At 47.1% G+C, this 24,702-nt stretch carries 21 protein-coding genes; 13 read left to right on the plus strand and 8 right to left on the minus strand.

What is annotated here, in order from left to right:
• The first annotated feature begins 117 nt into the window (after positions 1 to 117).
• The gene (locus QUA99_RS04590; RefSeq protein WP_333235464.1) at positions 118 to 1,191 is read left to right on the plus strand and encodes a radical SAM protein; all 1,074 of its coding nucleotides are present in this window, start codon (positions 118 to 120) and stop codon (positions 1,189 to 1,191) included.
• A 28-nt stretch (positions 1,192 to 1,219) separates the two neighbouring features.
• On the opposite strand, the gene QUA99_RS04595 is transcribed toward QUA99_RS04590, so the two are convergent.
• The 4 genes from QUA99_RS04595 to QUA99_RS04610 form a co-directional block, all read right to left on the minus strand.
• Entirely contained in the window at positions 1,220 to 1,558 is a 339-nt protein-coding gene (locus QUA99_RS04595; RefSeq protein WP_333343182.1) for a hypothetical protein, read from the minus strand.
• A gap of 9 nt (positions 1,559 to 1,567) precedes the next feature.
• A complete protein-coding gene (locus QUA99_RS04600) occupies positions 1,568 to 1,870 on the minus strand; it encodes a hypothetical protein (protein WP_333235466.1) in 303 nt (100 codons plus the stop codon).
• 69 nt (positions 1,871 to 1,939) lie between these two features.
• A complete protein-coding gene (locus QUA99_RS04605) occupies positions 1,940 to 2,083 on the minus strand; it encodes a hypothetical protein (protein ID WP_333343180.1) in 144 nt (47 codons plus the stop codon).
• A gap of 506 nt (positions 2,084 to 2,589) precedes the next feature.
• Complete coding sequence (locus tag QUA99_RS04610; protein WP_333235481.1) at positions 2,590 to 3,669, minus strand: PIN/TRAM domain-containing protein; 1,080 nt, start codon at positions 3,667 to 3,669, stop codon at positions 2,590 to 2,592.
• 376 nt (positions 3,670 to 4,045) lie between these two features.
• Between QUA99_RS04610 and hemW the strand changes: the two genes are divergently transcribed.
• From hemW to QUA99_RS04625, 3 genes are all read left to right on the plus strand, one after another.
• Positions 4,046 to 5,413, plus strand: a complete 1,368-nt coding sequence (hemW, locus tag QUA99_RS04615; protein ID WP_333235467.1) for a radical SAM family heme chaperone HemW — start codon at positions 4,046 to 4,048, stop codon at positions 5,411 to 5,413.
• A gap of 588 nt (positions 5,414 to 6,001) precedes the next feature.
• Positions 6,002 to 6,274, plus strand: a complete 273-nt coding sequence (locus QUA99_RS04620) for a DUF1830 domain-containing protein (RefSeq protein ID WP_333235468.1) — start codon at positions 6,002 to 6,004, stop codon at positions 6,272 to 6,274.
• 254 nt (positions 6,275 to 6,528) lie between these two features.
• Positions 6,529 to 8,094, plus strand: a complete 1,566-nt coding sequence (locus QUA99_RS04625; RefSeq protein ID WP_333235469.1) for an FAD-dependent oxidoreductase — start codon at positions 6,529 to 6,531, stop codon at positions 8,092 to 8,094.
• Positions 8,095 to 8,395: 301 nt separating this feature from the next.
• On the opposite strand, the gene QUA99_RS04630 is transcribed toward QUA99_RS04625, so the two are convergent.
• Positions 8,396 to 9,265, minus strand: a complete 870-nt coding sequence (locus tag QUA99_RS04630) for a lipid kinase (protein WP_333235470.1) — start codon at positions 9,263 to 9,265, stop codon at positions 8,396 to 8,398.
• A gap of 223 nt (positions 9,266 to 9,488) precedes the next feature.
• Between QUA99_RS04630 and QUA99_RS04635 the strand changes: the two genes are divergently transcribed.
• Positions 9,489 to 10,805 (plus strand): HEAT repeat domain-containing protein, encoded by a 1,317-nt coding sequence (locus QUA99_RS04635; protein ID WP_333235471.1) that lies wholly within the window; start codon positions 9,489 to 9,491, stop codon positions 10,803 to 10,805.
• A gap of 112 nt (positions 10,806 to 10,917) precedes the next feature.
• Here the strand turns inward: QUA99_RS04635 and QUA99_RS04640 are convergent, their stop codons facing one another.
• Entirely contained in the window at positions 10,918 to 14,334 is a 3,417-nt protein-coding gene (locus QUA99_RS04640; protein ID WP_333343178.1) for a PAS domain S-box protein, read from the minus strand.
• A gap of 262 nt (positions 14,335 to 14,596) precedes the next feature.
• On the opposite strand from QUA99_RS04640, the gene QUA99_RS04645 reads away from it, so the two are divergent.
• The 7 genes from QUA99_RS04645 (at position 14,597) to QUA99_RS04675 (ending at position 21,772) form a co-directional block, all read left to right on the plus strand.
• Positions 14,597 to 15,571 carry a LysR family transcriptional regulator gene (locus tag QUA99_RS04645; protein WP_333235473.1) on the plus strand — a complete coding sequence of 325 codons (975 nt, stop codon included), beginning with the start codon at positions 14,597 to 14,599 and terminating at the stop codon, positions 15,569 to 15,571.
• Between the two features lie 196 nt (positions 15,572 to 15,767).
• On the plus strand, positions 15,768 to 16,832 hold the full coding sequence (locus tag QUA99_RS04650; RefSeq protein WP_333235475.1) for an anthranilate phosphoribosyltransferase family protein: 1,065 nt from the start codon (positions 15,768 to 15,770) through the stop codon (positions 16,830 to 16,832).
• A 298-nt stretch (positions 16,833 to 17,130) separates the two neighbouring features.
• Positions 17,131 to 17,736, plus strand: coding sequence for a molybdenum cofactor guanylyltransferase (locus tag QUA99_RS04655; protein WP_333243249.1), 606 nt, complete (start codon positions 17,131 to 17,133; stop codon positions 17,734 to 17,736).
• A 77-nt stretch (positions 17,737 to 17,813) separates the two neighbouring features.
• Positions 17,814 to 18,989 (plus strand): aminotransferase class V-fold PLP-dependent enzyme, encoded by a 1,176-nt coding sequence (locus tag QUA99_RS04660; protein ID WP_333243246.1) that lies wholly within the window; start codon positions 17,814 to 17,816, stop codon positions 18,987 to 18,989.
• Positions 18,990 to 19,515: 526 nt separating this feature from the next.
• Entirely contained in the window at positions 19,516 to 19,863 is a 348-nt protein-coding gene (locus QUA99_RS04665; RefSeq protein WP_015175132.1) for a DUF6717 family protein, read from the plus strand.
• Between the two features lie 146 nt (positions 19,864 to 20,009).
• Entirely contained in the window at positions 20,010 to 21,227 is a 1,218-nt protein-coding gene (locus QUA99_RS04670) for an LCP family protein (protein ID WP_445250980.1), read from the plus strand.
• Between the two features lie 20 nt (positions 21,228 to 21,247).
• Positions 21,248 to 21,772, plus strand: coding sequence for a pentapeptide repeat-containing protein (locus QUA99_RS04675; protein ID WP_333243240.1), 525 nt, complete (start codon positions 21,248 to 21,250; stop codon positions 21,770 to 21,772).
• Between the two features lie 266 nt (positions 21,773 to 22,038).
• On the opposite strand, the gene QUA99_RS04680 is transcribed toward QUA99_RS04675, so the two are convergent.
• Positions 22,039 to 23,292: an S-layer homology domain-containing protein gene (locus QUA99_RS04680; RefSeq protein WP_333243238.1), complete on the minus strand. Its 1,254-nt coding sequence runs from the start codon at positions 23,290 to 23,292 to the stop codon at positions 22,039 to 22,041.
• A 320-nt stretch (positions 23,293 to 23,612) separates the two neighbouring features.
• Positions 23,613 to 24,305, minus strand: a complete 693-nt coding sequence (locus QUA99_RS04685; RefSeq protein WP_333243235.1) for a GDSL-type esterase/lipase family protein — start codon at positions 24,303 to 24,305, stop codon at positions 23,613 to 23,615.
• 80 nt (positions 24,306 to 24,385) lie between these two features.
• Between QUA99_RS04685 and QUA99_RS04690 the strand changes: the two genes are divergently transcribed.
• Positions 24,386 to 24,616: a DNA-directed RNA polymerase subunit omega gene (locus QUA99_RS04690; RefSeq protein ID WP_172188796.1), complete on the plus strand. Its 231-nt coding sequence runs from the start codon at positions 24,386 to 24,388 to the stop codon at positions 24,614 to 24,616.
• Positions 24,617 to 24,702: the final 86 nt, after the last annotated feature.

The raw sequence follows: 24,702 nt of genomic DNA on the forward strand, positions 1-24,702 counted from the left end.
ACTCTTAGGATGGTGCATACGTACTTAAAAGGAATATGTAAGCAGCAATACGTAATCCTACGTACAAAAGAAGGTTCGAGAAATTGACTTAAATAACAACACGTAAGGAAAAACAACATGGATGCTTTAACATTATCGAGACTGGGCGTCAAGCACACCAAGAGTGCAGTAGCCGAATCGCTGCGTATCAATACAGGATACGACATGACCAGCCCAGTCACTTTTTACGGAATCGTCAACGAGCGCTGCAATGTTAAATGCCGCCAGTGCGAGTATTGGCGGCTCAAAGAATATAAAGACGAAATGACGATCGAAGAATGGCAAAATGCTCTCTTAAGCGTCAAAGAATTTGTGGGCGAATTTTCCATCAACTTTAGCGGCGGCGAACCTTATATTAAAAAAGGTTTTCTAGACTTACTGGCCTTTGCGAATAAAAATGGCATTCACGCAGGCGTCACCACAAACGGCTATTGCATGACCAGGGAAAATGCGGCGAAAACTGTGGCCGCGCGTCCTTTTAATGTGAATATATCCGTTGACGGGCCGAATGCAGAACTGCACGATTATTTGCGGGGTCAACCGGGATTGTTCGATCGGCTTTCTAAAGGAATCGGTTATCTGCGCGAAGAACAAGAAAAACAGAACGTCCTGTTTCCGATCAACGTCAAACCGACGATGAACCGACTCAATTTCCGCCACCTCCCCGAAATAGTCACCTGGGCTCAGGGAATTGGGGCGACGACGGTGAACTTCCAACCGGTCAACCGCTGGACGCCAGAAACATACGAGGAATTGTGGATTGAAAAAGAAGACATTGATGAATTTTCACAAGTAATCGAGCGCCTAATTGAAATGAAGAACAACGGTGCTCCGATTATGAACAGCGATGAAGTGTTGCGATTGATGATTCCTCACTTTGCGGAAGAAAAAGCTCCTGATTCAACTCGTCCTTGTCGCGTTGGACTGCGAAATTACTGGATTGATACGCGCGGCGATGTGAAATTGTGCGATGAGTTTCCGGTGATTGGAAATGTGAAAAACGCCAGCGCCCGCGAGATTTGGTACGGCGAAAAAGCGCAGGAAGTCCGCCGGGATACTTTGAATTGCGGCAAGCTTTGTCTGATTACTTGTGTCTCGCAAAAGACGATTTTGGACAAAGTGAAAATGGGGATGAAGTTATTAAAGAATTGAGGTTTGAGCCGTGTGAATAGTGCTTGTGTTAATGGTGGCCGGGTTCGATCGAAAACCCGGTTTTTTGTTTGATACACGGAAAAAATTCGATCCGCAGCCGATCGCACTTCAGACAAAAAAGATGATATTCTCCGGTTGGCGAGATCGCTTTTTTCCCCTTCTTCTTGTTCCCTTTCCGATTCCACCTGTTAGATTTCCACCATCCCCCCACAGCAGATATCGACTGCTGGAACAAATCTTGACTAGCAATCAAGTAGTTTAAATCGACTTCAATTTGCCGCTGATATTTATTCTCAGCCAAATCCTGAAACCTCTGCAAAAAATCCCGATTATCGCCTGGGATGCACAAATTTCTAATTCTTGTCAAGCCCTCACCCTAATTTTCAGCATTAGTATTAATGGTATTTCTGTCTTCTTGCAAATACTCCACTTGCTGAGCGCAACCAAACATTTTGGTTCGGATTTCAGCCAGCAATTGCTTTAACTTGTGCAACTTAACTTGTCTATCAAGTTCGCTTTCTATTCGACTGAATTCCGGAAGCTTCTTTTCTAACTCGCTGACTATTGGCTGTGCTTTGCGATACTTTTTCCTAGCTTCGCGATAGACAAATACCATTTTAACGCCAGAACACAGCAGATTCATCAAGCAAGAGTTAAACGCCAGCGTTGCGAATTTCAAAGTTTGGGAATTCTCTTGCAACCATACTAGAGTGTGACACCGCTGACGCGCATTATCTTCTCGGCTGTCCTACTCACAAATCGGACTACCGAATAACTTTGCTTCGGCGCGAAAGTCTACTGATGCTTGCTGTTTGTCATGTACAAAAGCTTTAACAGATTGGTCAGCTAGCTTCGGGTAAGTATCATAAACTTTTGGTTCTGCATATAACAATAACTTTTGTCCAAGGGACGGTTGAATTGCCTTTGGCAACACGCAACTTTGGATTTCTTGGCTGAAGATTCAAAATTTTACCATCTGATATCGTTTCCGGTTGCATCGGAATGATGTAGAGGACACCGCGAGAGCAAGAGTGTCCCTACAATTAATCGAGGTAGGGACTTAGGATCGTCAATTAAATAATTTCCCTTTTTTCTTGTGGGATGGGCTCTCGTAGCCCGTCTATCGGGGACGGGCGGGACGCCCATCCCACAACAGTCATGAAAAGTGGATTTTATTTAATTCTCATTTCTTAGTAATTGCTATTTTTTCTTGGTGGCTTTCCAAGTGCCGCCGTAGAAGTAAAAAGGATTGTTTTGACTTACCGATTCCCAACATTTAAGACACAAAAAAAACCACTGCCCCGACTCGTCATACCGGGCGCGGTAGAGAGTCGGGGCAGATTGGGAACAACGATCGCAATATTTGATTCTGATTGGCCTGGGCATTGTTACTCAGTTTCAAACAATAACGGACTCTTGAGGGCGGGCGAATATCATGCGGCCGGCGCTAGTTTGCAGGGCGCTGGTGACTACGACTCGGGCTTCGCCGCCGACATAGCTGCTGCCGGCTTCTACGACAACCATTGTGCCGTCATCCAAGTAACCGATTCCCTGAGAGGGTTCTTTGCCTTCTTTGCGGATTTTTAGTTCGATCGTATCTCCCGGCAAATAAGTCGGGCGCACCGCATGAGTCAAATCGTTGATATTCAAAACCGGCAGTTTTTGGACGGTAGCTACTTTCGACAAGTTGTAATCGTTGGTGAGCAAAATGCCGTCGATATCCAAGGCGAAGCGGACTAATTTAGCATCGACTGTGGCAAGATCTTCGTAGTCAGCCGAGTGAATTTGAATCCGTTCTGGATATGTTTCTTTGATGCGGTTGAGTACATCTAAGCCGCGGCGCCCGCGCACTCGCTTTTGATCGTTGGCTGAATCAGCTACCAGTTGGAGTTCTTGCAACACGAATTGCGGCACGATAATTTGACCTTCGAGGAAACCTGTTTCTAGCAGGTTTTCAATCCGGCCGTCAATAATGCAGCTAGTATCGACAACTTTGGCACTGGCTGGTTTGAAGGTACCTTCGGCTACCAACACCGTGTCTAAGGTTTTGGGGTTGATCAGCCGTAAGAAAGCGCGGCCGTGGGTGTCGGTCAAACTTACGCCTGTGAAGCCGAACATGACGCTTCCCAAGACTGCGACTAGAGGTTTGATGAAGCCGAACTCGCGGGGAATTGGCAGCAGAAAAAGCGGAGCCAGCATTAAGTTCGCTACTAGCAGTCCGATGATTAAGCCGATCGCCCGCGTCAGCAGCATTTCCACCGGCATATCGCGGACTTGTTTTTCCAGCCGGCGGTAGGTTGTTTGAGCCACTAATCCCATCACGAAGCCGATTAATGCTCCAAAGGAGCCTAGTACAGAACTTAAGCCTTGTATATTTGTAACTTGCTGCAGCAGATTGCTCGGCAGCAGTTCGACTCCGTAATAGCCGATGCCTCCGCCTGCGATTATGAATGAGATAATTATGATTGCGTCTAGCATTAGTTCTAGGTTAATGAATGTATTCACATTATATCTTTCCAGTGCTGATAGTTTTTTCCTAGTTGCGGTCGGATATCGCTATATATACTGAGGAATTTTCATAAACTTATATTTCGCGGTTGTACCCTGTGCGGGCTGTGCGATCGAGCAGATCGGCATTTAGCCCGCCCCGCCGAGTCCGGGCAATAAGTGTCAATAGACCGCCCTGCGAGCTGTTCGGGAATTGCTGCCGCTGGCAACCAGTACAAGGTTAAACAGTAAAGAGCCGATCGTTCGCAGCGCTTTTTTGGTAAGAAAATGTCATAATATACATAATTATTCATGATGGTTTAATTAAAACTTTAGATTTGAAGTGGCGCTTTCGGCGTCAGATGTAATGAACCCTACCACAGATTATTTAACATTTGAATTAAAAAAAAGTGTGCAAGCGGCAAATTCCGGCATTCCCAGTTCGGCTTACTTGCACATACCTTTTTGTCGCCGCCGCTGTTACTACTGCGATTTTCCGGTTTTTGTGGTGGGCGATCGCAAAAATGGCGAGAATTCCGGCACCATAGTCCAATACGTTGCCGTACTGTGTCAAGAAATTGAAGAAACTAAAAATTTAGGCGCATCTCTGAAAACAGTTTTTTTTGGCGGCGGCACGCCTTCGCTGCTTTCTGTCAGTCAGTTGAGCAATATTTTAGAGACTCTCGACGGCAAATTTGGCATTGCTGCTGGGGCAGAAATTTCTATAGAAATAGACCCGGGTACGTTTACTTTAGAACAGTTGCGGGGATATGCAGCGGCGGGAGTAAATCGAGTTAGTTTGGGAGTGCAAGCTTTTCAGGATGAATTGCTGCAAGCTTGCGGGCGATCGCATTCTGTCGCTGATATTTTTGAAGCAGTGGAAATAGTGCGATCGGCTGGTATTGTCAATTTCAGTTTAGACCTAATTTCGGGACTACCGCACCAAACTTTAGAACAGTGGGAAGCTTCCCTAACATCGGCGGTGGAAATTAGCCCGACTCATCTGTCGAGTTACGACTTAATTGTTGAGCAGGGAACTGCTTTCGGGCGCTACTTTGAAGCAGGCGCGCAGCCGCTGCCAGCAGATGAAACCGCTGCTGGAATGTACCGTTTGGCGCGGGAAATTCTGACTGGTGCTGGCTACGAACATTACGAAATTTCTAATTACGCTCGCGATGGCTATCAGTGCCGCCACAACCGCGTTTATTGGGAAAATCGCCCTTATTACGGCTTGGGCATGGGGGCGGCGAGTTACGTGGAAGGCCGGAGGCTAACAAGGCCTCGCAAAACTCAAGAATATTATCAGTGGGTGCGATCGATCTCTCGCCTCAATTCCCCTGCTACCCCAAAACTTGGAGGGGAAACCCAGCCGGATATTTACCCAGCAATTGAGCAAAATTTTCAAGTCTCAGAAAATGACGTTTTGTTAGAAACCCTGATGCTAGGCTTGCGTTTAGCAGAAGGAGTTAGCCTGTCGCGGCTGACTGAAAAGTTTACTCAACAAACGGTTGATAAAATTTGGCGTTGTTTGCAGCCCTACTGGCAGCAAGGATGGGTGGAAATTATGACGGAGGATAGGACGATTCCCTACGGGATAGCTCCGCTTCACGCAACTTTAGGTGAGGCCGCGAAACTGCCGCTTTCGGGAAATTTGAGGTTAAGCGATCCCGAAGGTTTTTTATTTTCTAATACAATTTTAGCCGATTTGTTTAGCAAGTTAGGCGAGGATAATTAGCTCTGTCTGAGGAAGTATACCCCCAGGCAAGCGCGATCGACCCTAAAGCCGGGGCCGCCAATACGATGAAAGGAAATTCAATTGCTCCCTAGCTCGATCGTCTCAAAAATAATATATTTTATATCGATCCCTCAACAAAACTTAAAGGCGAACTAAGCCTTGAGATAGACGCCACGACTGCACTCAAGCCGTCATACTTAAGACTGAACATTTAAAAAGTAATTTAATGAATACTTTAACTATCGAGCGTAACCAAACCCAAAACCAGCCCTGCCTTGTAATTAGCGATCGCGTTTGCAATCCGGCTTCCAAGTGTAATTTTTGCGGTCATTACCAACAGTCAAGAGGTTCAGTCGGTCACTGTCAATTGTTGAACGCACCTGTTAGGGCAGGATGGAAATCTTGCACTTTAGCAAGGCCTGCTTTTGCACCTTCTTGGGAACAGGTGGAATGCGCCAATGTTTCCTCGGGATCATTTATTAATTAACAAAAAAATGTTGAATAAATTTTGTTTTAACTGGTAATATGCTATATTGAGCTTATGCCAGTAGTCGATGGATCGCACAATTTCACCAACAAGTTAAAAACATGAATTTTACAATGAATCAGGTAATTTCCGAACGTGAGGCGCGCATTTTGTGTTGGTATCTTAATAATACTAACAAAGTGCAAATTGCTCGGATTACTAATATTCCTAATTGGTATTTTGAGAGGACGGTTTTTCCGGGAGAGCGTTTTTTGTTTGAAGCGTTGCCGGAAGCTCAGTTAGAAGTTTGCAGGAGTGCGGAGACGGGTGCTATTGTGTGCGAGCGAATTTTGTGCGATCGGCTGCGAGTTGAAGAATTAAGCAAGGCTGATTGAAGATAATTCTCCCGACTGACCAACGAGAAACCCGGTTGTTTCAGAAACCGGGTTTCTCTGTGTGATGATAAAAACTCAGTTGGCTTACGCACTCGCGACCTCAAAAACCCGGTTTCTTCGTATACTTCTGGTTCCTCGTCGCAAAATTCGTAGAAACCGGGTTTATAACCCCCATGCGTCAGCCCTGAAACTGTGGGAAGTGTTGATGTAAGCTAAATTAGATAAAATCCACCACTCTTCAATATTAAAACCCGATGTCCCTCACCGAACAAATCCTCTCCCAACTGCCAGGAGACGCCCTGGGAGGCCTGAGAAAAGTCGATCGACTCTGGGAAAACCTCAAACAAAACACTGCACCAGCACCCCAAGCAGTCAAGCACAGCCAACAACCCCTAGAAACCCTCGACTTCGACATAGTTATCGGCGGCGGAACCCTAGGAATATTAATCGGTACAGCCTTAGTCCTGCGGGGTTGGCGAGTAGCCTTGCTCGAACGCGGTATCCTGCGAGGACGCGAGCAAGAATGGAACATTTCTCGCAAAGAATTAGACGCATTCTTAGAACTAAATCTGCTATCTGTTGCAGAGATAGAAAAAGCCATAGCCACCGAATACAACCCAGCCCGCATCAGCTTTGCCAACACCCCAGATATCTGGATTTCTGGCGTACTCAACATCGGAATAGATCCAGTTTACCTCCTCGAAACCCTCAAACAGCGATTCCTAAAAGCAGGAGGAAAACTATTTGAAAATACACCATTTAAAAAAGCAACAATTCACCCTGATGGAGTCTTGGTAGAATCGGCAAGTACCGACGAAAAATCAGCTACAAAAATATTTAAAACCAGATTATTTTTAGATGCAATGGGACATTTTTCCCCCATTGTCCGCCAAGCAAGACAAGGAAAAAAACCCGACGCCGTATGTTTAGTAGTCGGCAGTTGCGCTCGAGGATTTCCCAAAAACGACACTGGCGACATATTTGCATCCTTCACCCCCATGCAAAATCAGTGCCAATATTTTTGGGAAGCATTTCCAGCCAGAGACGGCCGCACCACCTACTTATTTACCTACATAGACGCCGACACAGAAAGATTCAGTCTAGAAACATTATTTGAAGACTATTTGCGCTTGCTTCCCCAATATCAAAACGTCGAAATCGAACAGTTAAAATTCCAAAGAGCACTCTACGGATTCTTCCCCTGCTATCGCCAAAGTCCTCTAAAAACCCCTTGGAATCGCATACTCCCAGTCGGAGACAGCAGCGGTAGCCAATCTCCCCTCAGCTTCGGCGGTTTCGGGGCAATGGTGCGCCACCTCAAACGATTGACTCTAGGAATTGACGAAGCTTTGACAAGCGACAGTCTCGACAAAAATTCCCTGGCACTTTTGCAACCCTACCAGCCGAATCTATCTGTCACCTGGTTGTTTCAGCGTTCGATGAGTGCTGCGATGAATCAAAAAATAGACCCCAATCAAATCAATCAACTTTTGGCGGCAGTATTTCAGGTTATGGAAGAGTTGGGAGAACCTGTACTCAAACCGTTTCTTCAGGATATCGTGCTGTTTCCGGCTTTGTCAAAAACCTTGTTTAAAACAGCAATTAGCCATCCCGGATTAGTTATGAAAATTATCCCGCAGGTAGGAATAGCTAATTTGCTCGATTGGATGGTTCATTATGTGAATTTAGGAATTTATACGGGATTGCAGCCTGTGGGGAAAGCCGTAGAACCGCAGGTAAAAAATTTAGCACCCGAACAGCAATACTATTTGCACCGATTAATTGAAGCGTGGCAATACGGCGCTGGAGGCGATTATTAAGTGATTAATTGTGGCACGGGCATCTTGCCCGTGGCGAATACATGAACAGGCAAGATGCGCTAATATATGAACAGGCTTTCCGGCCTGTTCCACAACACAAGATAATTTATTGATTAATTAACTGTGGCACGGGCATCTTGCCCGTGGCTAATATATGAACAGGCTTTCCGGCCTGTTCCACCACACAAGATAATTGATTAATTAATTAATTAATTGTGGCACGGGCATCTTGCCCGTGGCTAATATATGAACAGGCTTTCCGGCCTGTTCCACCACACAAGATAATTATATAAATCATGAGTTATGAAGGAGATATAACTGCTAAAGCTTGGGGAATCACTCGGAATGTTGCAGGCGTGTGAGTTGTGATTTCACCGTCGGCATTAATCGGACGGCGTTTGCTAGTATTAACCTCAAATTCTTGAGCGTGCAAGGCGCGAACGTTAGGCCAACTCGTATGATTTCCTTGCCTCATGGCCGGCAGCAAAGCAATGATTTCCCACCATTTTTTTATTTCCAAACTGTACAAATCCAGTCGCCTGTCGTCGATTGTGGCATCCTCGGCAACTGTCATGCCACCCCCATAATAGCGACCGTTGCCAATGGCAATTTGAATAGTTTTAACATGAAAAGATTGGTTGTCAACCCTAATTTCTGCTCGGAACGGTCGCGCTGAAAAAATTGTCTGCAAAGCAGTAAAAGCATAAGCTAAAACTCCCCAACGCTGCTTTACGTCTTTAGTCAGCCGCTGGGTAATTTCCACGCTCAATCCCAAACTTGCCACATTAAAAAAATGCTTGCCGTTCACCCAACCCAAGTCTATGAGCCGAACTTTACCGCTGGCGATTACTTGACAAGCTGCGGATAAATTTGTAGGAATTCCCAGAGTGCGTGCTAGGTCGTTAGCTGTTCCCATGGGCAAAATACCCAAGGGTAACTTGGTGTCTATCAAACCTTCTATGGCAGCGTTGAGAGTGCCGTCGCCACCGCCGATTATTACTAATTCAACTCGATTTTGGTAGCGGCGAATTGTGTCGGGAAGTTCGCGGGCGTGGTCGGTAGATTCTACAATTAACTCAAAACCCAGTGCTTCTAATTCTACAGTGGTTTGAGATAATAGCTTTTGCCCTTTTCGGGAGTGCTGGTTTACTAAAAGTAGAGCTTTCTTCATTTGTTGATTTTTAATGGGGAATATTCAGTGTTTTTAATTACCAAAAGTATAGCTTGATGGCTTAACTGGATCAAATTAATCCTTGATTTCGATTTTACCAATTATGCTGGATTGACAAAAATGTCAAAAAATGGATAATTGTAACAAAAGATTGCTAAAAAGTATCTTGCGTTTTCCGCTAGCTGCCCTCTACCTAGCTCTTTAAAGAAGTAAAACTAAAATTATGTCTAATTTTTTAGAAGAAGCGCAAGTCGCTGCCGATCGCCAAAACTGGCCCTTGTTAGTCGAATGCTTGCAGCAAGTGACAGCCGACGGTAGCAAGCCGCAGGAACAACACATTTTAGAGCAAGCTGTCAGTTTAGCAATACAAGCCTTGGAATGGGGGGATTTTCAAGACCGCTGGGAAATTGCTAAAGTATTGCCGAATCTGGGAAATGGCGCGATCGCACCTTTAATTGCCGTGCTCGAAGACGAAGACGCTGACACCGAATCCCGGTGGTTCGCCGCCCGCATTCTCGGAAAGTTCGTGAAGCGTAGCTATCCCGTAGGGAATCGCCCGGAAGTGATTCAAGCTTTAGTAGAATTGGTCAAAAATTCCGACGAAGAATTGAGCCAAATCGCCGCCGAAACCCTAGGGAATTTGGGCCCGACAGCAATAGAATCCCTAGCAACTCTCTTGCAGCAACAAGACTCGCGACAGTTTGCAACAGCAGCACTCGCCCAAATTCGGCGCACCGAAACCATCCCACCGCTGTTGAGCGTAGTCGGAGACTCTCAAGTTGCGGTGCGCGCGCACGCAATCGAGGCCCTGAGCAGCTTTCACGACTCCCGCATCCCGCCGGTACTGATAGCAGCACTCAAAGATCCGGCGACAGCAGTTAGAAAAGAAGCCGTGCGAGCTCTCGGCGCGCGCGCCTATTTAGACGCAGAATTAGATTTAGTGAACTTGCTCAAACCTTTGCTTTCGGACATCCGATTAGAAGTTTGTCAGCAAGCGGCGATCGCGATCGGGCGAGTGAAAACCGATGCTGCAGCGGCTGCTTTATTTGAATTGCTGCGATCGCCCACAACTCCGGTTGAATTGCAAATCGAAACTGTGCGCGCCCTAAGCTGGATGGAAACCGCAGCCGCTTTAGAATATTTGCAGCAAACCTTAATTGCCGAATTAAAAAACACAAACTCTCCTATTTGTCAAGAGATTGTCACTGTTTTAGGGCGAGTGGAAAAGCCGGAATTAAAAGCCAAAGTCGCAGAAATTATGCTCGATTTACTCGAAAGCAATCATCCCGCCGTGCAGTCTGCTGCAATCAAACAATCTTTAGCTTTAGGGTTAGGGCAATTAGGAGATATTAGAGCGCTAGATGTGCTGATTCAACTGTTAGCAGATGCCGATAACAGCATCAGGCTGCACTGTACGGCTGCGCTCAAACAGCTAAATGCTATTGAGGCCAGACAGCAATTAGAAATTTTAGTTAACCAAGAGAGTCTCGAACCAAAATTAAAACAGGGAATTGCGATCGCCCTGCAAGAATGGCAATAAAATTAAGAGCGAGCGGATTTGCGGAGAACATTTAAATATAGGGTGCGCCATAAGCACCTTACGTAGAACTTAAATATTGAATTTTGAACTCGATAACTGAAAAATCAAAACTTTAGCTGGGCTCAATTGGCAGCCGCACTCCGAAAGTCGAGCCGAGTCCTTCCCCGGGACTTTCGGCCCAGACAGTGCCGCCGTGGAGTTCCACGAGATGGCGGACGATCGCCAATCCCAGTCCCAGCCCGCCGTAATGGCGCGTAGAAGTGCTGTCAGCTTGGCGGAAGCGATCGAACACAAACGGTAAAAACTCCTTGCTGATGCCAATTCCCGTATCGCTGACGGCGATCGAAACAGAGTGAACCGGAGACGGCCCAGACAACATAGCGCCACCTGCCGCTCCCGGTTCCCCATCCTCCGAGAGCCTGATTTCCACGCGGCCCGACGGCGGCGTAAACTTAATAGCATTCGAGAGCAAATTCCACACCACCTGCTGCAAACGAGTAGCATCGCCCCTCACCAAGCTCACCCCTTCGCCGTAAAAACTCAGCAATTCAATTCCCCGAGCTTCAGCATCAGGGCTCAGCGCCTTCACGGCCGTTTCTACAATCCGTGCCAAATCCACCGGGCACAGATTCAAACACACTTTGCCGCTCACAATCCGAGAAACGTCCAGCAAATCCTCAATCATCTGAGTCTGCAACCGCGCGTTTCGCTCAATAGTCTCCAAACCCACAGCCGTTTTTTCCGGAGTCAACTTGCGCTGCCGCAGTATCTGAGCCCAGCCCACAACCGCGTTCAGAGGCGTCCGCAACTCGTGAGAAAGCGTTGCCAAAAACTCATCTTTAATCCGGTTGGCCAGGGCTGCTTCCCGGTAAAGCCGCGCATTGTCGATCGCCACCGCCGCATCCCGCGCCAAATCCTCCAGCAACAGCAAATCCCCCTCCCCGCAGCGGCGGCCGGACTCCCCGCACAGCAGCGAAATCGCTCCCAGCGTCCGCCCGCGAGCGATCAGCGGCACGCAGATTGCCGACAGCGCCTGGGCTCGCAGCACCAACAGCAGTTCCCTGTCCGGCACAACCGCCTCGATCACCCAGTCCGGTATTTCCGGGTAGAGCTTCGACTCTCCAGTCCGCAGCACCTTTGCTACTCCGTGCCGTCCCTGGGGATCTAGTGGCAAGCGCTGGTCGATTTGCCACAGCAGAGCGACTTTGCTCGGATCGGAGTGAGCAACTGCTTGCAAGCGGATCGAGCCGTCCGTCTCGATCAAATGCACGCAGCACCAATCGCCCAGCCCCGGTACTGCTAAATCTGCCAAACCTTGCAGCGCCTCCTCGTAATCCAGGGAAGCCGACGACAGCAAAGCCAAGGAGCGAGCGCGAAAATTGGCTGTTTGGGCCGATCGCTGGCGATCGTCAATATCAGTACAAGTCCCGAACCATTTGAGAATTTTCCCTTCAGCGTCCCGCACGGGCAATGCCCGACCCAAATGCCAGCGGTAAGCCCCGTCAGATGCCCGTTTAAAGCGGTATTCCACCTCGTAAGTATTCCCCGTCTGCACCGAGGTCTTCCAGCGTTCTACGGCATCTTCCACGTCATCTGGATGCAAGGCTAGCTGCCACCCCCAGCCTTGAGTTTCCTCCAGCGTCAAGCCAGTATATTCAAACCAGCGCCGGCTGTAGTAGTCCAGCCAGCCGTCGGCTCTGGCAGTCCAAACTATTTGCGGGATGGCTTCAGCGAGGACGCGGTACAACTGTTCGCTGGCTTCGGCTTCGCGGCGGGCTGCCTGTTCCCGCGCCAACGCTAGATTCCGCTGTTCTTCGGCCTGTTTGCGATCGCTGATGTCGCTAATCACGCCGATCCACTTGTAGGGATTGCCTTGTTTGTCAAGCACTGCTTTGCCCCGATCGATCCAGTGGAGCAAGCCGCCCCGCTGGCACTGCACGCGGTATTCCTGAAAAAATGGGGCCGCAGAACTGTCTGGCGCGCTCAAATACCGCTCGACCGCGGCCAGGACTCGATCGCGGTCGAGCGGGTGCAAGATACTGTTCCAAGCTGCTCTCGTCCTCGGAAATCCGCCTTTTTCGTACTCCAAATGTTCGTCTACGTGACCGAACCACAGCACGATCCCGGTCTCGATGTCCCATTCGTAAATCAAATCGCTGGCACTTTCTGCCGCAATCCGAAACCGCTCTTCAGACTGTCGCAGCACTTCCATAAATTTAAAGCGTTCCGTCACGTCCAAAACCAGAGACAGCACCGATATCAACTGTCCCGAATCGCTGTAAAAAGCCGAATTGTACCATTCGCAGTGTACCAGCGAACCGCCCTTAGTATAATTGCTGTTGCAAACTACATTACATCGATCGCGTGGTTTTTTTAAACTATAAATTGCCGACTGTACATCTTCAAAATCGCCATGACAAATAAAGTTCCATTCGCTAAAATGCTTGCCTAAAACTTCTGCTGCTTCCCACCCAAAAATCTTCTGGGCTGCTGGCGACCACCGGCTGACCCGAAAATTTTCATCCCACTCTATCACCGCTAGGGGAGTATTTTCAAAATGAGAAGTGAGTTTTTGCAGCGCCTCGCGCAGGGATGCTTCTACTTGCTTGCGCCCGCTAATATCGCCAAAAGAAATAGCAATGCCGTCGCCCAATTTAACGGTCATAACCCGAAACCAGCCGACAATGCCTTCGCTGTTGTAATAAATTTCAGTATCGAGGGGATTTCCTGTTTCTAGAACTTGCACGTAACGGTCGAACAAACTGCTATCCTTATGGCCGGGCAGCACTTGCAGCAATCGCTTGCCGATTAATTCTTCAGGGGTGCGGTGTTGCATTTTTGCCGCTGCGGGATTGACGTATTCCCATTCAAAATCCACAATTGTGGATTCGTCGCGAATGCTGCGAAACACGTTAAATCCGTCTAGAGATAATTCCTGAAAAACGCGGAAGCGTTCTTCACTTTCTTGCAGCTTGCCTAAAGCGTCAAGCAGGAGTTCTTCGACTCGCTCGCGCTGCGTTATTTCTGCAAGCAATTGCTGGTTAATTTGCTGGAGTTCGGTTGTGGGGGGGGCGACGGAATTTGTAATAACAGAGCCGGCTTGCAGTCGATCGACCTTTTGAGTTCCCAGCGCCGTATTTCCTGCTCCCGAGGCCGCCCCAGCCAAAACCAACACTTGAGAAAGCGAGGGTATCAGTTCCGCTACAGCCCACAGAGAGATGATAGCGGTAACGGCCGCGATCGAACTTGACAGCCAGTAGCTGGGATGCACCAGCATCCAAACTTGCATCAAATGAGTTGTCCCGCCGCAGAAAAACCAGGCTCCCAATAAGAGAAACCCCTTGCTCAAAGGCACGTCTCGCTGCTTCCGGGCCAAGTATGTCAGAATTGCTGGAATTGAGTAATAAGCCAAGGCAATTAACAAATCGCTGACCGCGTGCAGTCCCATCAACTGGGTTTGCCACTGGCAACATCCACCTTGCAGAATAAAATTGTGGTTAAATAACATAATCTTAAGAAATTCCAGCATTTCGGCTTTCGTGTGCGCTCGATCGCAGTTGCACTTTTGTTGCTGATTCGCTAATTCCTAGTTTATACACAAAAAAACAGCCAAATATCCCCGCATCTGTCTTGCGGGGGAGTGTAAATTGCTAATGCCTGCGCTTTTATCGCTCCGGAATCAAAACTAATCTGTACGTGTATCAACGTCTACTAAATTCTTCTAGTAAATCGGTTAATGTCACTGATGATCTTCGAGGAAAATGTCTGAAACCATCTCGAATTAAACATCCATGCGCTTAGAGCAGCTTCAAGCATTTCTTTCAGTTGCTGAAACCGGTAGCTTTCAGCAAGCTGCCCGGAAGTGCGGCGTTACCCAATCGACTATCAGCCGTCAAGTGCAGGGGCTCGAAGCGGAAGTGGGTTTGTCGCTGTTTCACCGCACGGCCCACGCGAAGCTGACTGTGGGAGGGGAATGCCTGCTGCCTCACGCTCGCAAAATCTGTCAGACTTGGCAAAATGCAGCAGAAGAATTGGGAGACTTACTGGCGGGAAAGCAGCCAGAACTTTGCGTGGCTGCGATTCACTCGGTTTGCGCTGCTTATTTGCCGCCTGTGCTGCAAAAGTTTTGCCGCGACTATCCAGACGTGCAGTTGCGGGTGACTTCCCTCGGGAGCGATAGAGCCCTAAAAGTCCTCAAAGACGGTTTGGTGGACATCGCGGTGGTGATGAACAACCGCTATTTTACTCAAGCCCCGGAAATGTTGGTTGAGGTGCTCTACAATGAGCCGATCGAGGTGTTGATGGCGGCGGGTCATCCCCTGGCTCAGTACGAACGAGTACCTTGGCCGGAATTGATTTGTTACCCGCAAGTGGTGTTTAAGGACGGGTACGGAATGCAGCGGATGGTGCAAGAACAATTTGGACGCATCGGTGCTAAACTTCATGCTGTTTTGGAACTCAACACTCTTGATGCTTTTCGGGGTGTGGTGCGACAGGGAGAATTGATTGCTTTGCTGCCGCATTCAGCTTTGGTGGAGGCGAAAACCGATCGCACTTTAGCAGTGCGGTCGATCGCCCAAGAGCGCTCAAATTCCAAGGTTTCGGCGATCGGTCAATTGGCCGCCGATCCCACTTGGACTCGCGAAGTGGTGTTGGTGACAACTCACGATCGAATGCAAATTCCGCCGATCGCCCATTTCTGGAATCTGGTACGCGAATTTGTGCCGCCACTTGATGTAATCAAGCTAGAAAAATCAGGCAGTTAATACCATTTTAGATTTTAGATTTTAGATTTTAGATTGGGAATGACTGATGAAATAAGGGTTTGGATATTTCCAAAAATTGCCTTCTTTTTGGGAACTGGTATAATTCGATAATTTTGAATAGATAGTTCTGAAATTTAAATTTAAAACGGTTCAAATACTACCAATTACCCCTTACCAATTACCAACTTCAAAAGTTATGAGTGACGCATTTAGAGAATTGCTGCGAAAAATTGGCAGCGGAGTACACACAGGAGAAAACTTAACTCGTTCCGAAGCAGCAGCAGCCACGCGGATGATGCTGCTGGGGGAAGCAACACCGGCTCAAATCGGAGCTTTTATGATTGCCCACCGCATTAAACGGCCCACTGGGGAAGAATTAGCCGGAATGCTCGATGCTTATGAAGAATTGGGCCCTGTGCTTGCCCCCCCAAACCGAGAAAAAGGGTTTTCCGTCTCTACCGTCGCCGTGTTTGGCGTTGCTTACGACGGGCGATCGCGCACGGCTCCAATTAGCCCTTTAACAGCCCTAATTTTAGCCGCCTCTGGCGTCCCCACTCTCATGCACGGGGGGGATACCATGCCAACGAAAGAAGGCATTCCCCTGATTGAAATTTGGCGCGGTTTGGGAGTGAATTGGGGAAAACTCAGTTTAGAAAAAGTCCAGCAAGTTTTTGACAATACGGGTTTGGGTTTTGTTTACCTTCCCAAGCATTTTCCTCAAGCCGCCGCTTTAGTTCCCTACCGCCGCGAAATCGGCAAACGGCCGCCTTTTTCGACAATGGAGTTGATCTGGTGTCCCTGTGCCGGCGACGTTAACGTCATCTCCGGCTACGTCCACCCGCCCACAGAAGGTATGTTTCAAAAAGCTTTTGAGTTGCGGGGAATCAAAAATTATACCACAGTCAAAGGATTGGAGGGAAGCTGCGATTTGCCGCGCGATCGTACTGCGATTATCGGCATTGCTAAGCCGGACGCTGAGTTCGAGCGAGTGCTTTTGGCCCACGGAGATTACGGTTTTAGCAGCACAAATCCGGCCTTTCAATCAGGACCTGAGTTATTCAAACATATGCAGGAAGTATTGCTGGGAAAACCATCGGAATTGATGCAGTCCGCTATCTGGAACGGCGGCTTTTATCTGTGGCGCAGCGGAGTTTGTTTGGATATGAACTCCGGTTTGATTGAGGCAGAAACTTTATTGAGTAGCGGTCAAGTCGTGCAAAAACTTGAGGAAGTTAGCAAAACCGTTAGTGTTTTGAGTTGACCGTTGACTGTTGACCGTTGGGAGCATCTCATATTTGTAAAAACACTTCTTCTGGCTCCTTCCTTCTTCCTCTTTCCTTCTTCCTCTTTCCTTCTTCCTCTTTCCTCCTGCCTCCTGCCTCCTGCCTTAAAACTCCAATTTCTAGCTTAACTGCAAAAGTGAGATGCTCCCTGACCGTTAACTACTGACTACTGACTACTGACTACTAGACATCTCCAATAATTATTGTGGAAGAGGCATCTTGCCTGTTCAAAACAGGCAATTCTTGCGATAACTACTGACTAATGACTAATGACTAATGACTAATCATCAAATTGCTGTAATTGTGCTTGCAGGCGGTCAAAGTTCGCGGATGGGTAGGGATAAAGCTATGCTGGAAATTGAGGGCAAATCCCTATTGCAGCGGGCGTTGGAAGTTGCCGCAGTTGTAACCCCCAAAGTTTATGTTCTGACTGCTTGGCCCGATCGCTATCGATCGACCTTAACCGAAACATCCCAATTTCTGGTAGAGTACAATCCGGGCTCCGGGCCCTTGGTTGCATTGACTCAGGGATTGACAGAAATTGCTGCCGAGTGGATTTTACTGTTAGCTTGCGATTTGCCTTTGTTGGATGCCCAGATTATTCAAAATTGGGCAAGTCAGTTAACCGAGTTTCCCCCATCTACTTTAGCAGTTGTGCCTTATCAAAATTCGCGCTGGGAGCCTTTGTGCGGCTTCTACCGCCAACAATCTCTGCCCAGTTTGCAAAGTTTTATTGACCAAGGTGGACGTTCCTTTCAAGTTTGGTTAAATCAAATCCCCGCCATCCCTCTACCTGTAGGGGAACGAGAAGCACTAATGTTATCGAATTGCAATACATTAGAAGAGTTTGAGCAATTAAAAGGTAAAATGAGTAACGGTTGACTGTTGACGGTTGACTGTTGACGGTTGACTAACTAATGACTAATGACTAATGACTAATTACTAATTACTAATTACTAATGATTAACCAATATTGGTTGCTCGATCGCAATATAACTTTCCTCAATCACGGCTCTTTTGGGGCCTGTCCGATTCCCGTACTGGAAGCGCAAACCGCTTTTCGGGAACAACTGGAAAGAGAACCTTTGCGCTTTTTAATGCGGGAATTTGAACCCTTGTTGGACAATGCGAGAAATCAGTTAGCAGCATTTATTGGTGCGGCTGACGAGGACTTGGCGTTTGTGCCGAATGCGACGACAGGAGTAAATGCAGTTTTGCGATCGCTCTGTTTTTCTCCGGGCGACGAATTGCTAACTACAAATCAGGAATACAACGCTTGCCGCAATACACTTAATTTTGTAGCCGAGCGTACAGGCGCTAAAGTAATAGTAGCAGAAGTTCCCTTTCCCATTGAGTCACCCGACCAAATTATTGAAGCAATAATTAAGTGCGTTTCACCACAAACAAAGTTAGCATTATTAGACCACGTTGTCAGCCAAACAGGTTTAATATTTCCCATCAAACAGTTAGTTGGTGAGTTAGCTAACCGTGGCGTGGATGTATTGGTAGACGGAGCTCACGCGCCGGGAATGGTAGCACTGAATTTAGATGAAATTGGCGCGGCTTACTATACCGGAAATTGCCACAAATGGCTGTGCGCGCCCAAAGGTGCGGGCTTTTTGTACGTGCGGCGCGACAAGCAAAATGCCATTCGCCCAACTACGATCAGTCACGGTGCTAACTCGCCGCGCGCTGATAAATCGCGCTTTCAATTAGAATTTGACTGGATGGGCACAGTCGATCCTAGCCCCTATTTGTGCGTACCTGTAGCTATTGATTTTATGGGTTCTTTGTTGAGCGGCGGCTGGCCGGAATTGAGGGCAAAGAATCATGCTTTAGCATTGGCGGGGAGAAAAATATTGGCGGACAAATTAGATTTGGTGCTGCCTTGTCCTGATGAAATGGTGGGTTCGATGGCTGTTGTGCCTCTGGCAGACGGCCAGTCTGATGAGGTTGCAAAGGGAGGAATTCCACCTTTGCAAGAGGCGCTGTGGGAGATTTTTAAAATAGAAGTTCCGGTGATTCCTTGGCCGAATGCTAGTAAGCAGTTGGTGAGGATTTCGGCTCAGTTGTACAATACTTTGCCACAGTATCAATATTTGGCTAAGGCGCTGGTTGAGCTGACGAGAATTTGACCTGGGTATTCCACCCAAAAAACATACAGCATATTCCAGGTTTATGGAGTGTAGGGACACGGCAGTGCCGTGTTCCTACGGGAATCGAACGATAGGCGGGTGTACTTCATAAACGTAGAATCTGCTGTAACACCCAACTAAAAACAGTCATAGGTTCGTAGTGAGAGCACCGTCCTCTCCCCAGGAATGAATAAGGACTTGCATTGCTTACTACAAACGTAATAATGGTATAAAAACAGGTACAATTAAAGCGAAAACTCCTGCAAAAAATCACCTTTAACCATCTTTAAAATAGCTACAATTTACCTAAAATCCCCAAATTCAAAAAATGCTTTTAAAGCCCGATCGCCCTAGACTTCGCCAATCCGCCCAAGCCGAATAAAGTTTGTAAATAACTGGCAAAATTTCCTAAGTTAAAACAGGGTTGTCAAATTGGATAGCGCACAACTTCCGCGCCACAGAATATAATGTATCAACACTTGCATTTTCGCAGACAAAACAAACGAAATCAAAAGAGGCGAATACCATGTCCAATGCCATGATGGTAATTTACCCCTATCGCGAACAGTACACCTGGGTTTTTGACGACGAGCGAGTCGGACTTGTCCGAGAACCATTTGTTCAGGGCGTCCCCGAAATGATTAACGCGCTTGTCGCAGACATTCCCAATGCCGCTCAAGGTTTCCGACTTTTATTTTCAGCCAATCCATTTCCCGGATATCAAGCAGAAATGCTGTGGTTGAAAGCAGAATACGGCGGTAACTGGTATCGGTGGGAATCCAAAAATCTCGAAGGCTGGCTGTGTCCGGCTATGTTCAAATACTTTCCAGAAGCACCGCCCAAGTTTTACTGCAAAGCTGAAAAACTGCAATAATCAACAGCAAGTCAATGAAAAACTTGTCAATTTTTAAAAGAAACTTTGTTAAACCAGTCGATAGAACATCTAGAAAAAAGCCTAAGTTATTCCTGTATATAGTGGGGCTATTTTTCCTAGTTTTCACAGCGGCAATCTCTGCCACAATGGGGGCAATTACCGCTCTGTTAGCTCCCGTAGAACCGCCAATTATCAATAGAGTATTAGAGGCTACCGGCTTTGACTATCTATCCTCCAACCGCTCTGGATACCGCCTGTCGCGGCCAGTTAATATCTTGATATTGGGAATTGACCGCGTGCCGGAAGCAGCAGCCAATGGCCCTAAGATGTTTAACGGTCGCAGCGATACAATCCTCTTATTCCACCTCGATCCTAGAGATAAATCTATTAGTTTGCTTTCTGTTCCGCGAGATACTAAAGTCGAAGTTCCCGGAATTAGCTTCAGCAAAATTAGCGAAGCCAATGCCAGGGGAGGAGCAGCTTTGGCGACGCGATTGGTTAGCAGTATGCTGAACAATACGAAAATAGAACGATACGTGCGAGTCAGCAGCAATGCGTTTCGGGAATTAGTCGATTTAGTGGGCGGAATTGAGGTATTTGTACCTCGCGCCATGTCGTATACAGATAGCGCCCAAAAGTTAAAAATAAACTTAGCCAAGGGATGGCAAACTCTCAACGGAGAACAAGCAGAACAATTTGCTCGATTTCGCAACGATGGTTTAGGAGATATCGGCCGCATTCAGCGACAGCAATCTTTAATTCAAGCTATTCGGAACCGCCTCACAAGTCCATCAGTATTGGTGCGCTTGCCACAAATTGTTCGATTGATGCAAAAATACGTGGATACAAACCTAAATTATGAGGAAATATTGACCCTGGCAAATTTCGGTTTGCAATTGGAGCGAGAGAATTTTAAAATGGTAATGTTGCCTGGACGTTCTAGTTCAGAACAAGCCGATTTGAGGAGTTATTGGATTGTAGATGCGATCGGGCTGGAGCGCATTATGACACAATATTTCAACCAGAGCGTGCCGGATTTTGCACAAGGACGATTTCGCAACCCAACCGAGTCCGTTTTGCCCAAAAACCTCAAAATAGCTGTCCAAAATGCTTCTAGCAAACCGACAGCAGCCAAAACCGTTGGTGAATTTCTCACAAAAAAGGGCTTTTTTAATGTATCTGTAGTGCAGGATTCGCCGGAGAAGCAGCGTCAAAGTCAAATTATTGTTCAGCAAGGCGATTTAGAGGCAGCGAATCTACTGCAAAAAGAGTTAGGCGGCGGTAAAATTGAAGCATCTTCTACCGGTGAAATCAATTCTGACTTGACACTTCGCGTCGGCGAGGATTGGGTAAAGCGATTTTAATTAGTCATGAGTCAATTACCATGAGTGCAATATCTGTGAAAAGTGTTTTCCGAATTTTCCTGAGCCTGGTTTTAAGTTTAGTGTTGGCTTGTGCGTGGGTGCTGCTGAGTGCTACTCCGGCATTTGCCCTGCCGAAAACAAATATTAATTACACAAACATTAATTTGTCCGATCGCGATTTTTCCAACTCGGATTTAGCGGGGGGAACATTTGTCGCTGCGGAAATGCGGGGAACCAATTTTCAAGGTGCTGATTTAACTAATGCGATTTTGACTAAGGGAGTTTTGCTGAATGCCAACTTGTCAGGTGCCAACCTCTCCGGTGCTTTGGCAGATAGAGTTACATTCGACGGCGCTAATTTGACGAATGCTAATTTTTCAGAGGCAATTATGACTCGAACTCGGTTTTTTGACGCTGCAATTTCCGGGGCTGATTTTACTGACGCGATTATCGACGCTTATCAAGTGAGTATCCTGTGCGAGAAAGCAGAGGGTGTCAATCCCGTGACGGGAGTTTCTACCCGAGAAAGTTTGGGATGTCCGTAGGAATTGACAATTTAAAAAATTCCCTGGGTAATATTGTTTCCGGTTGCATCGGAATGATACCGAGGACACGGCAGTGCCGTGTCCCTACCCCCATTAATTGTAGGGACATGGCACTGCCGTGTCCTGACTGTGAGTAATATTAATTCTGACGCTACCGGAGTTGATATAATTATTTGATTAGATGTACCTGTAGCGAGGTAAAATACACACATTAAAGCCCCTCTCCTGCAAGGCGAGGGGTTTGAGGAAATTTCCAAGTATCGGCTCTATCGAGCGCTACAAATGCCTGTGCTGGCAGTACCAACTACCAAATCGGAATTCAACAGCAAATCTAAATCGGTGTCGGGATTAACAGCATACAAATCGACTTTATCTCGACCCAAAAATACCCCGATCAAAGTCCCGATTCCCGCACCGCCGAGCACCTCTTCAGTCGCGATCGCCCGATCGCCCGTAACACCTGCGATCGCCGCCGCTGCTGCTGCACCCAACGCCGTATTCTTAATCAGATTACCAACATTAACGCCCTTGGTAACAGTTTCTTTCCTAGTAATCAGTTGCGAAGTCGCATTGAGAGGCACTCTGCTGCCGTTGATGATACTTAATTCTTGAGCCACAAACTGAACGCCCGAAGCAGTCGATCGCAATTCGCCGCTAATTTTCGAGCCTTCCGGTATCAGCACTTGGCCGTTATTGCCCGTGATATCCGCAGCTACAGTCAGCGTAATCGGAGACTTGTCATTGGGGCCGAGCAAAATCTTGCCTTTTGTGTACTCGATGGGGATAGTCACGCCGCTGGGAATTTTCACAGCAACAGACTCGCTAACATCAATCTTGGCAATGTAAGGAGAATTAATTGCTCTTGCTTGATTGGTACTCACGAATGTTTGATAGATAAAAGCAGCTACTTCAGCTCGCGTTGCTGATTTGTTCGGTTTGAGAGATTTAGGATTGGGATAGCTGACAACCAACTGTTTTTCAGTAGCAGCAGCAACACTTTTGACAGCATAAGTTTGAATCTCACCCGCATCATTATAGTAGCTGAGAACATCTTGAAAATCGCACGTAGGCTCATAGCCCATGCCGTTATTTAAAGCGACTACAACTTGAACGCGAGGAATCTGCTGTGCCGGCCTGAAAACATTGCCGGGATAGCCAGACATCCATCCCATTTCGTAAGCTTCGGCGATCGCCCCGCTTGCCCAAAAATTAGACGGAACATCGGCAAACCTTACTGCAGCGCGACTTTTGGCTTTTTTCACAGAACGCACCATTGCCGCGAATTCAGCCCGCGTTACCGGTGCATCCGGGCGAAAACTGCCATCGGGAAATCCTTTGATAATTCCTCTTTCTGACAAATCTTGAATAAAATCTTTTGCCCAGTAGTTATTATTAACATCCGAAAAAGCTGTCTGAGCAAAAGCAGGCGCGGGAACTAGCATCGGCGCTGCGGTTCCAGCAACTGTTCCCAGAGTTAATAAAACAGATGTACCGGATTTAATGCGATGTAATACAGACATTTTTGATTCTCCAATTTACACAAGTTTTTTATTGAGGAGAAGTAAGCTTTTGATTGGCTGATTTATTTCTGCCGAACTTGCTCTTTCCTCAGTTATGTAATCATTGTTGAATGTTTTTATTTTTTGTGGGGGGAAGATACGGTCTTTTAAAATAAATATTTTTATGGTGATTGGGGAATTTTAAAATGCTTAAATTCCTTAAAATCCTTATGTTGCTTATCTCCCTTATCTACCTTGAATTTATACAGTCCTGGATGCAGAACCTGTATTATGTAGGGGCAGTGCCAAGAGTGCCCGCCCTCGCTCGATTTGATTAATGACTAATGACTAATGGAGGCTAGCGGTTCCCAACTTGTCACATCTTCAAATAAAGATTGATACCCCGCTGCATTCGGATGTAGCCCGTCTGCAATCAGGCGCGATCGCCACCAATCACTGCCCCGATTTACCCATTTATCAAAAATATCTAAATAGGGAATTCCCCGCAACTGACAAGCTAATTTCGTTGCTTCTTTATATCGATATTGGTCAGCATGACTGTAATACAAACAATCTTGAAAAGGCATTTTACTTTCATCCACCGGCACCATCCCGACAAATATCACCGGACAAAGTTGTTTGGAAGTGTCTAATAAATTATCCAAAACAGTTTTAAAATGTTCAAACTCAGTGTAGCTGCGCCCCGTAGGCGACTGCACTCTCGCCGAATCGTTGAGGCCTACCGAAAGAATAATCGCATCCGGGACGCGGTTTCTGAGCTCGCCACGGTGGCGAAACTCGTTTTCGAGTCGCTGGGAGACTTGATAGGTGCGATCGCCCCGAACGCCCAAATTGTATAAAACGTGTCCTGCACTCTCCGGTAACATCCACTGGCGCCGCAATCTTTCCACCCAACCCCCGCCTACACCGTCACCGAAACCGTAGATTAAGCTGTCACCGAAAGCAACCAATTTGAGGGGATGAGAATTTCCCCGATGCAAGTGACCAAAGGAATAGGCTGTTGCTACCTGCATAAGCAATGATACTCAGTTAATAAATTATTAATCTTGACATACTAGACTAGAATGTAACATTACATAAAGTAGGTAGTCTCATGGTTAAGCGTCCAACCTTCGATTCAACTCAGCTAACCCGTCGGGCGGAAGAGTTGATCGGTGCTGCATCCAACCGCTATCGGATTACGGTACAGGTGGCGAACCGCGCAAAACGCCGTCGCTATGAAGATTTTGACAATATGGACGACCATCAAATGAAACCTGTAATGCGGGCGATATTTGAGATGTCGGACGAACTGACTCAGCCGGAAATAATCGGAGATATCTAGACTTCGGGAGTTTTGGGTTTTGAGTGGAGAGTTGCCAGCAATTTTTGTCAACTCAAAACCCAAAACTTTTTCAAACTAGACTGGCG

This window comes from Microcoleus sp. F10-B2 (assembly GCF_036704965.1).
GTDB lineage: Bacteria > Cyanobacteriota > Cyanobacteriia > Cyanobacteriales > Microcoleaceae > Microcoleus.

What these genes read in the sequence shown, in the direction of transcription:
- QUA99_RS04645 (WP_333235473.1), top strand. Translation starts at nt 14,597, where the DNA reads ATGCGCTTAGAGCAGCTTCAAGCATTTCTTTCAGTTGCTGAAACCGGT.
- QUA99_RS04655 (WP_333243249.1), top strand. Translation starts at nt 17,131, where the DNA reads ATGACTAATCATCAAATTGCTGTAATTGTGCTTGCAGGCGGTCAAAGT.
- QUA99_RS04640 (WP_333343178.1), bottom strand. Translation starts at nt 14,334, where the DNA reads ATGCTGGAATTTCTTAAGATTATGTTATTTAACCACAATTTTATTCTG.
- QUA99_RS04630 (WP_333235470.1), bottom strand. Translation starts at nt 9,265, where the DNA reads ATGAAGAAAGCTCTACTTTTAGTAAACCAGCACTCCCGAAAAGGGCAA.
- QUA99_RS04685 (WP_333243235.1), bottom strand. Translation starts at nt 24,305, where the DNA reads ATGCAGGTAGCAACAGCCTATTCCTTTGGTCACTTGCATCGGGGAAAT.
- QUA99_RS04625 (WP_333235469.1), top strand. Translation starts at nt 6,529, where the DNA reads ATGTCCCTCACCGAACAAATCCTCTCCCAACTGCCAGGAGACGCCCTG.
- hemW (WP_333235467.1), top strand. Translation starts at nt 4,046, where the DNA reads ATGAACCCTACCACAGATTATTTAACATTTGAATTAAAAAAAAGTGTG.
- QUA99_RS04650 (WP_333235475.1), top strand. Translation starts at nt 15,768, where the DNA reads ATGAGTGACGCATTTAGAGAATTGCTGCGAAAAATTGGCAGCGGAGTA.
- QUA99_RS04665 (WP_015175132.1), top strand. Translation starts at nt 19,516, where the DNA reads ATGTCCAATGCCATGATGGTAATTTACCCCTATCGCGAACAGTACACC.
- QUA99_RS04660 (WP_333243246.1), top strand. Translation starts at nt 17,814, where the DNA reads ATGATTAACCAATATTGGTTGCTCGATCGCAATATAACTTTCCTCAAT.
- QUA99_RS04690 (WP_172188796.1), top strand. Translation starts at nt 24,386, where the DNA reads ATGGTTAAGCGTCCAACCTTCGATTCAACTCAGCTAACCCGTCGGGCG.
- QUA99_RS04590 (WP_333235464.1), top strand. Translation starts at nt 118, where the DNA reads ATGGATGCTTTAACATTATCGAGACTGGGCGTCAAGCACACCAAGAGT.
- QUA99_RS04610 (WP_333235481.1), bottom strand. Translation starts at nt 3,669, where the DNA reads ATGCTAGACGCAATCATAATTATCTCATTCATAATCGCAGGCGGAGGC.
- QUA99_RS04680 (WP_333243238.1), bottom strand. Translation starts at nt 23,292, where the DNA reads ATGTCTGTATTACATCGCATTAAATCCGGTACATCTGTTTTATTAACT.
- QUA99_RS04675 (WP_333243240.1), top strand. Translation starts at nt 21,248, where the DNA reads ATGAGTGCAATATCTGTGAAAAGTGTTTTCCGAATTTTCCTGAGCCTG.
- QUA99_RS04670 (WP_445250980.1), top strand. Translation starts at nt 20,010, where the DNA reads ATGGGGGCAATTACCGCTCTGTTAGCTCCCGTAGAACCGCCAATTATC.
- QUA99_RS04620 (WP_333235468.1), top strand. Translation starts at nt 6,002, where the DNA reads ATGAATTTTACAATGAATCAGGTAATTTCCGAACGTGAGGCGCGCATT.
- QUA99_RS04635 (WP_333235471.1), top strand. Translation starts at nt 9,489, where the DNA reads ATGTCTAATTTTTTAGAAGAAGCGCAAGTCGCTGCCGATCGCCAAAAC.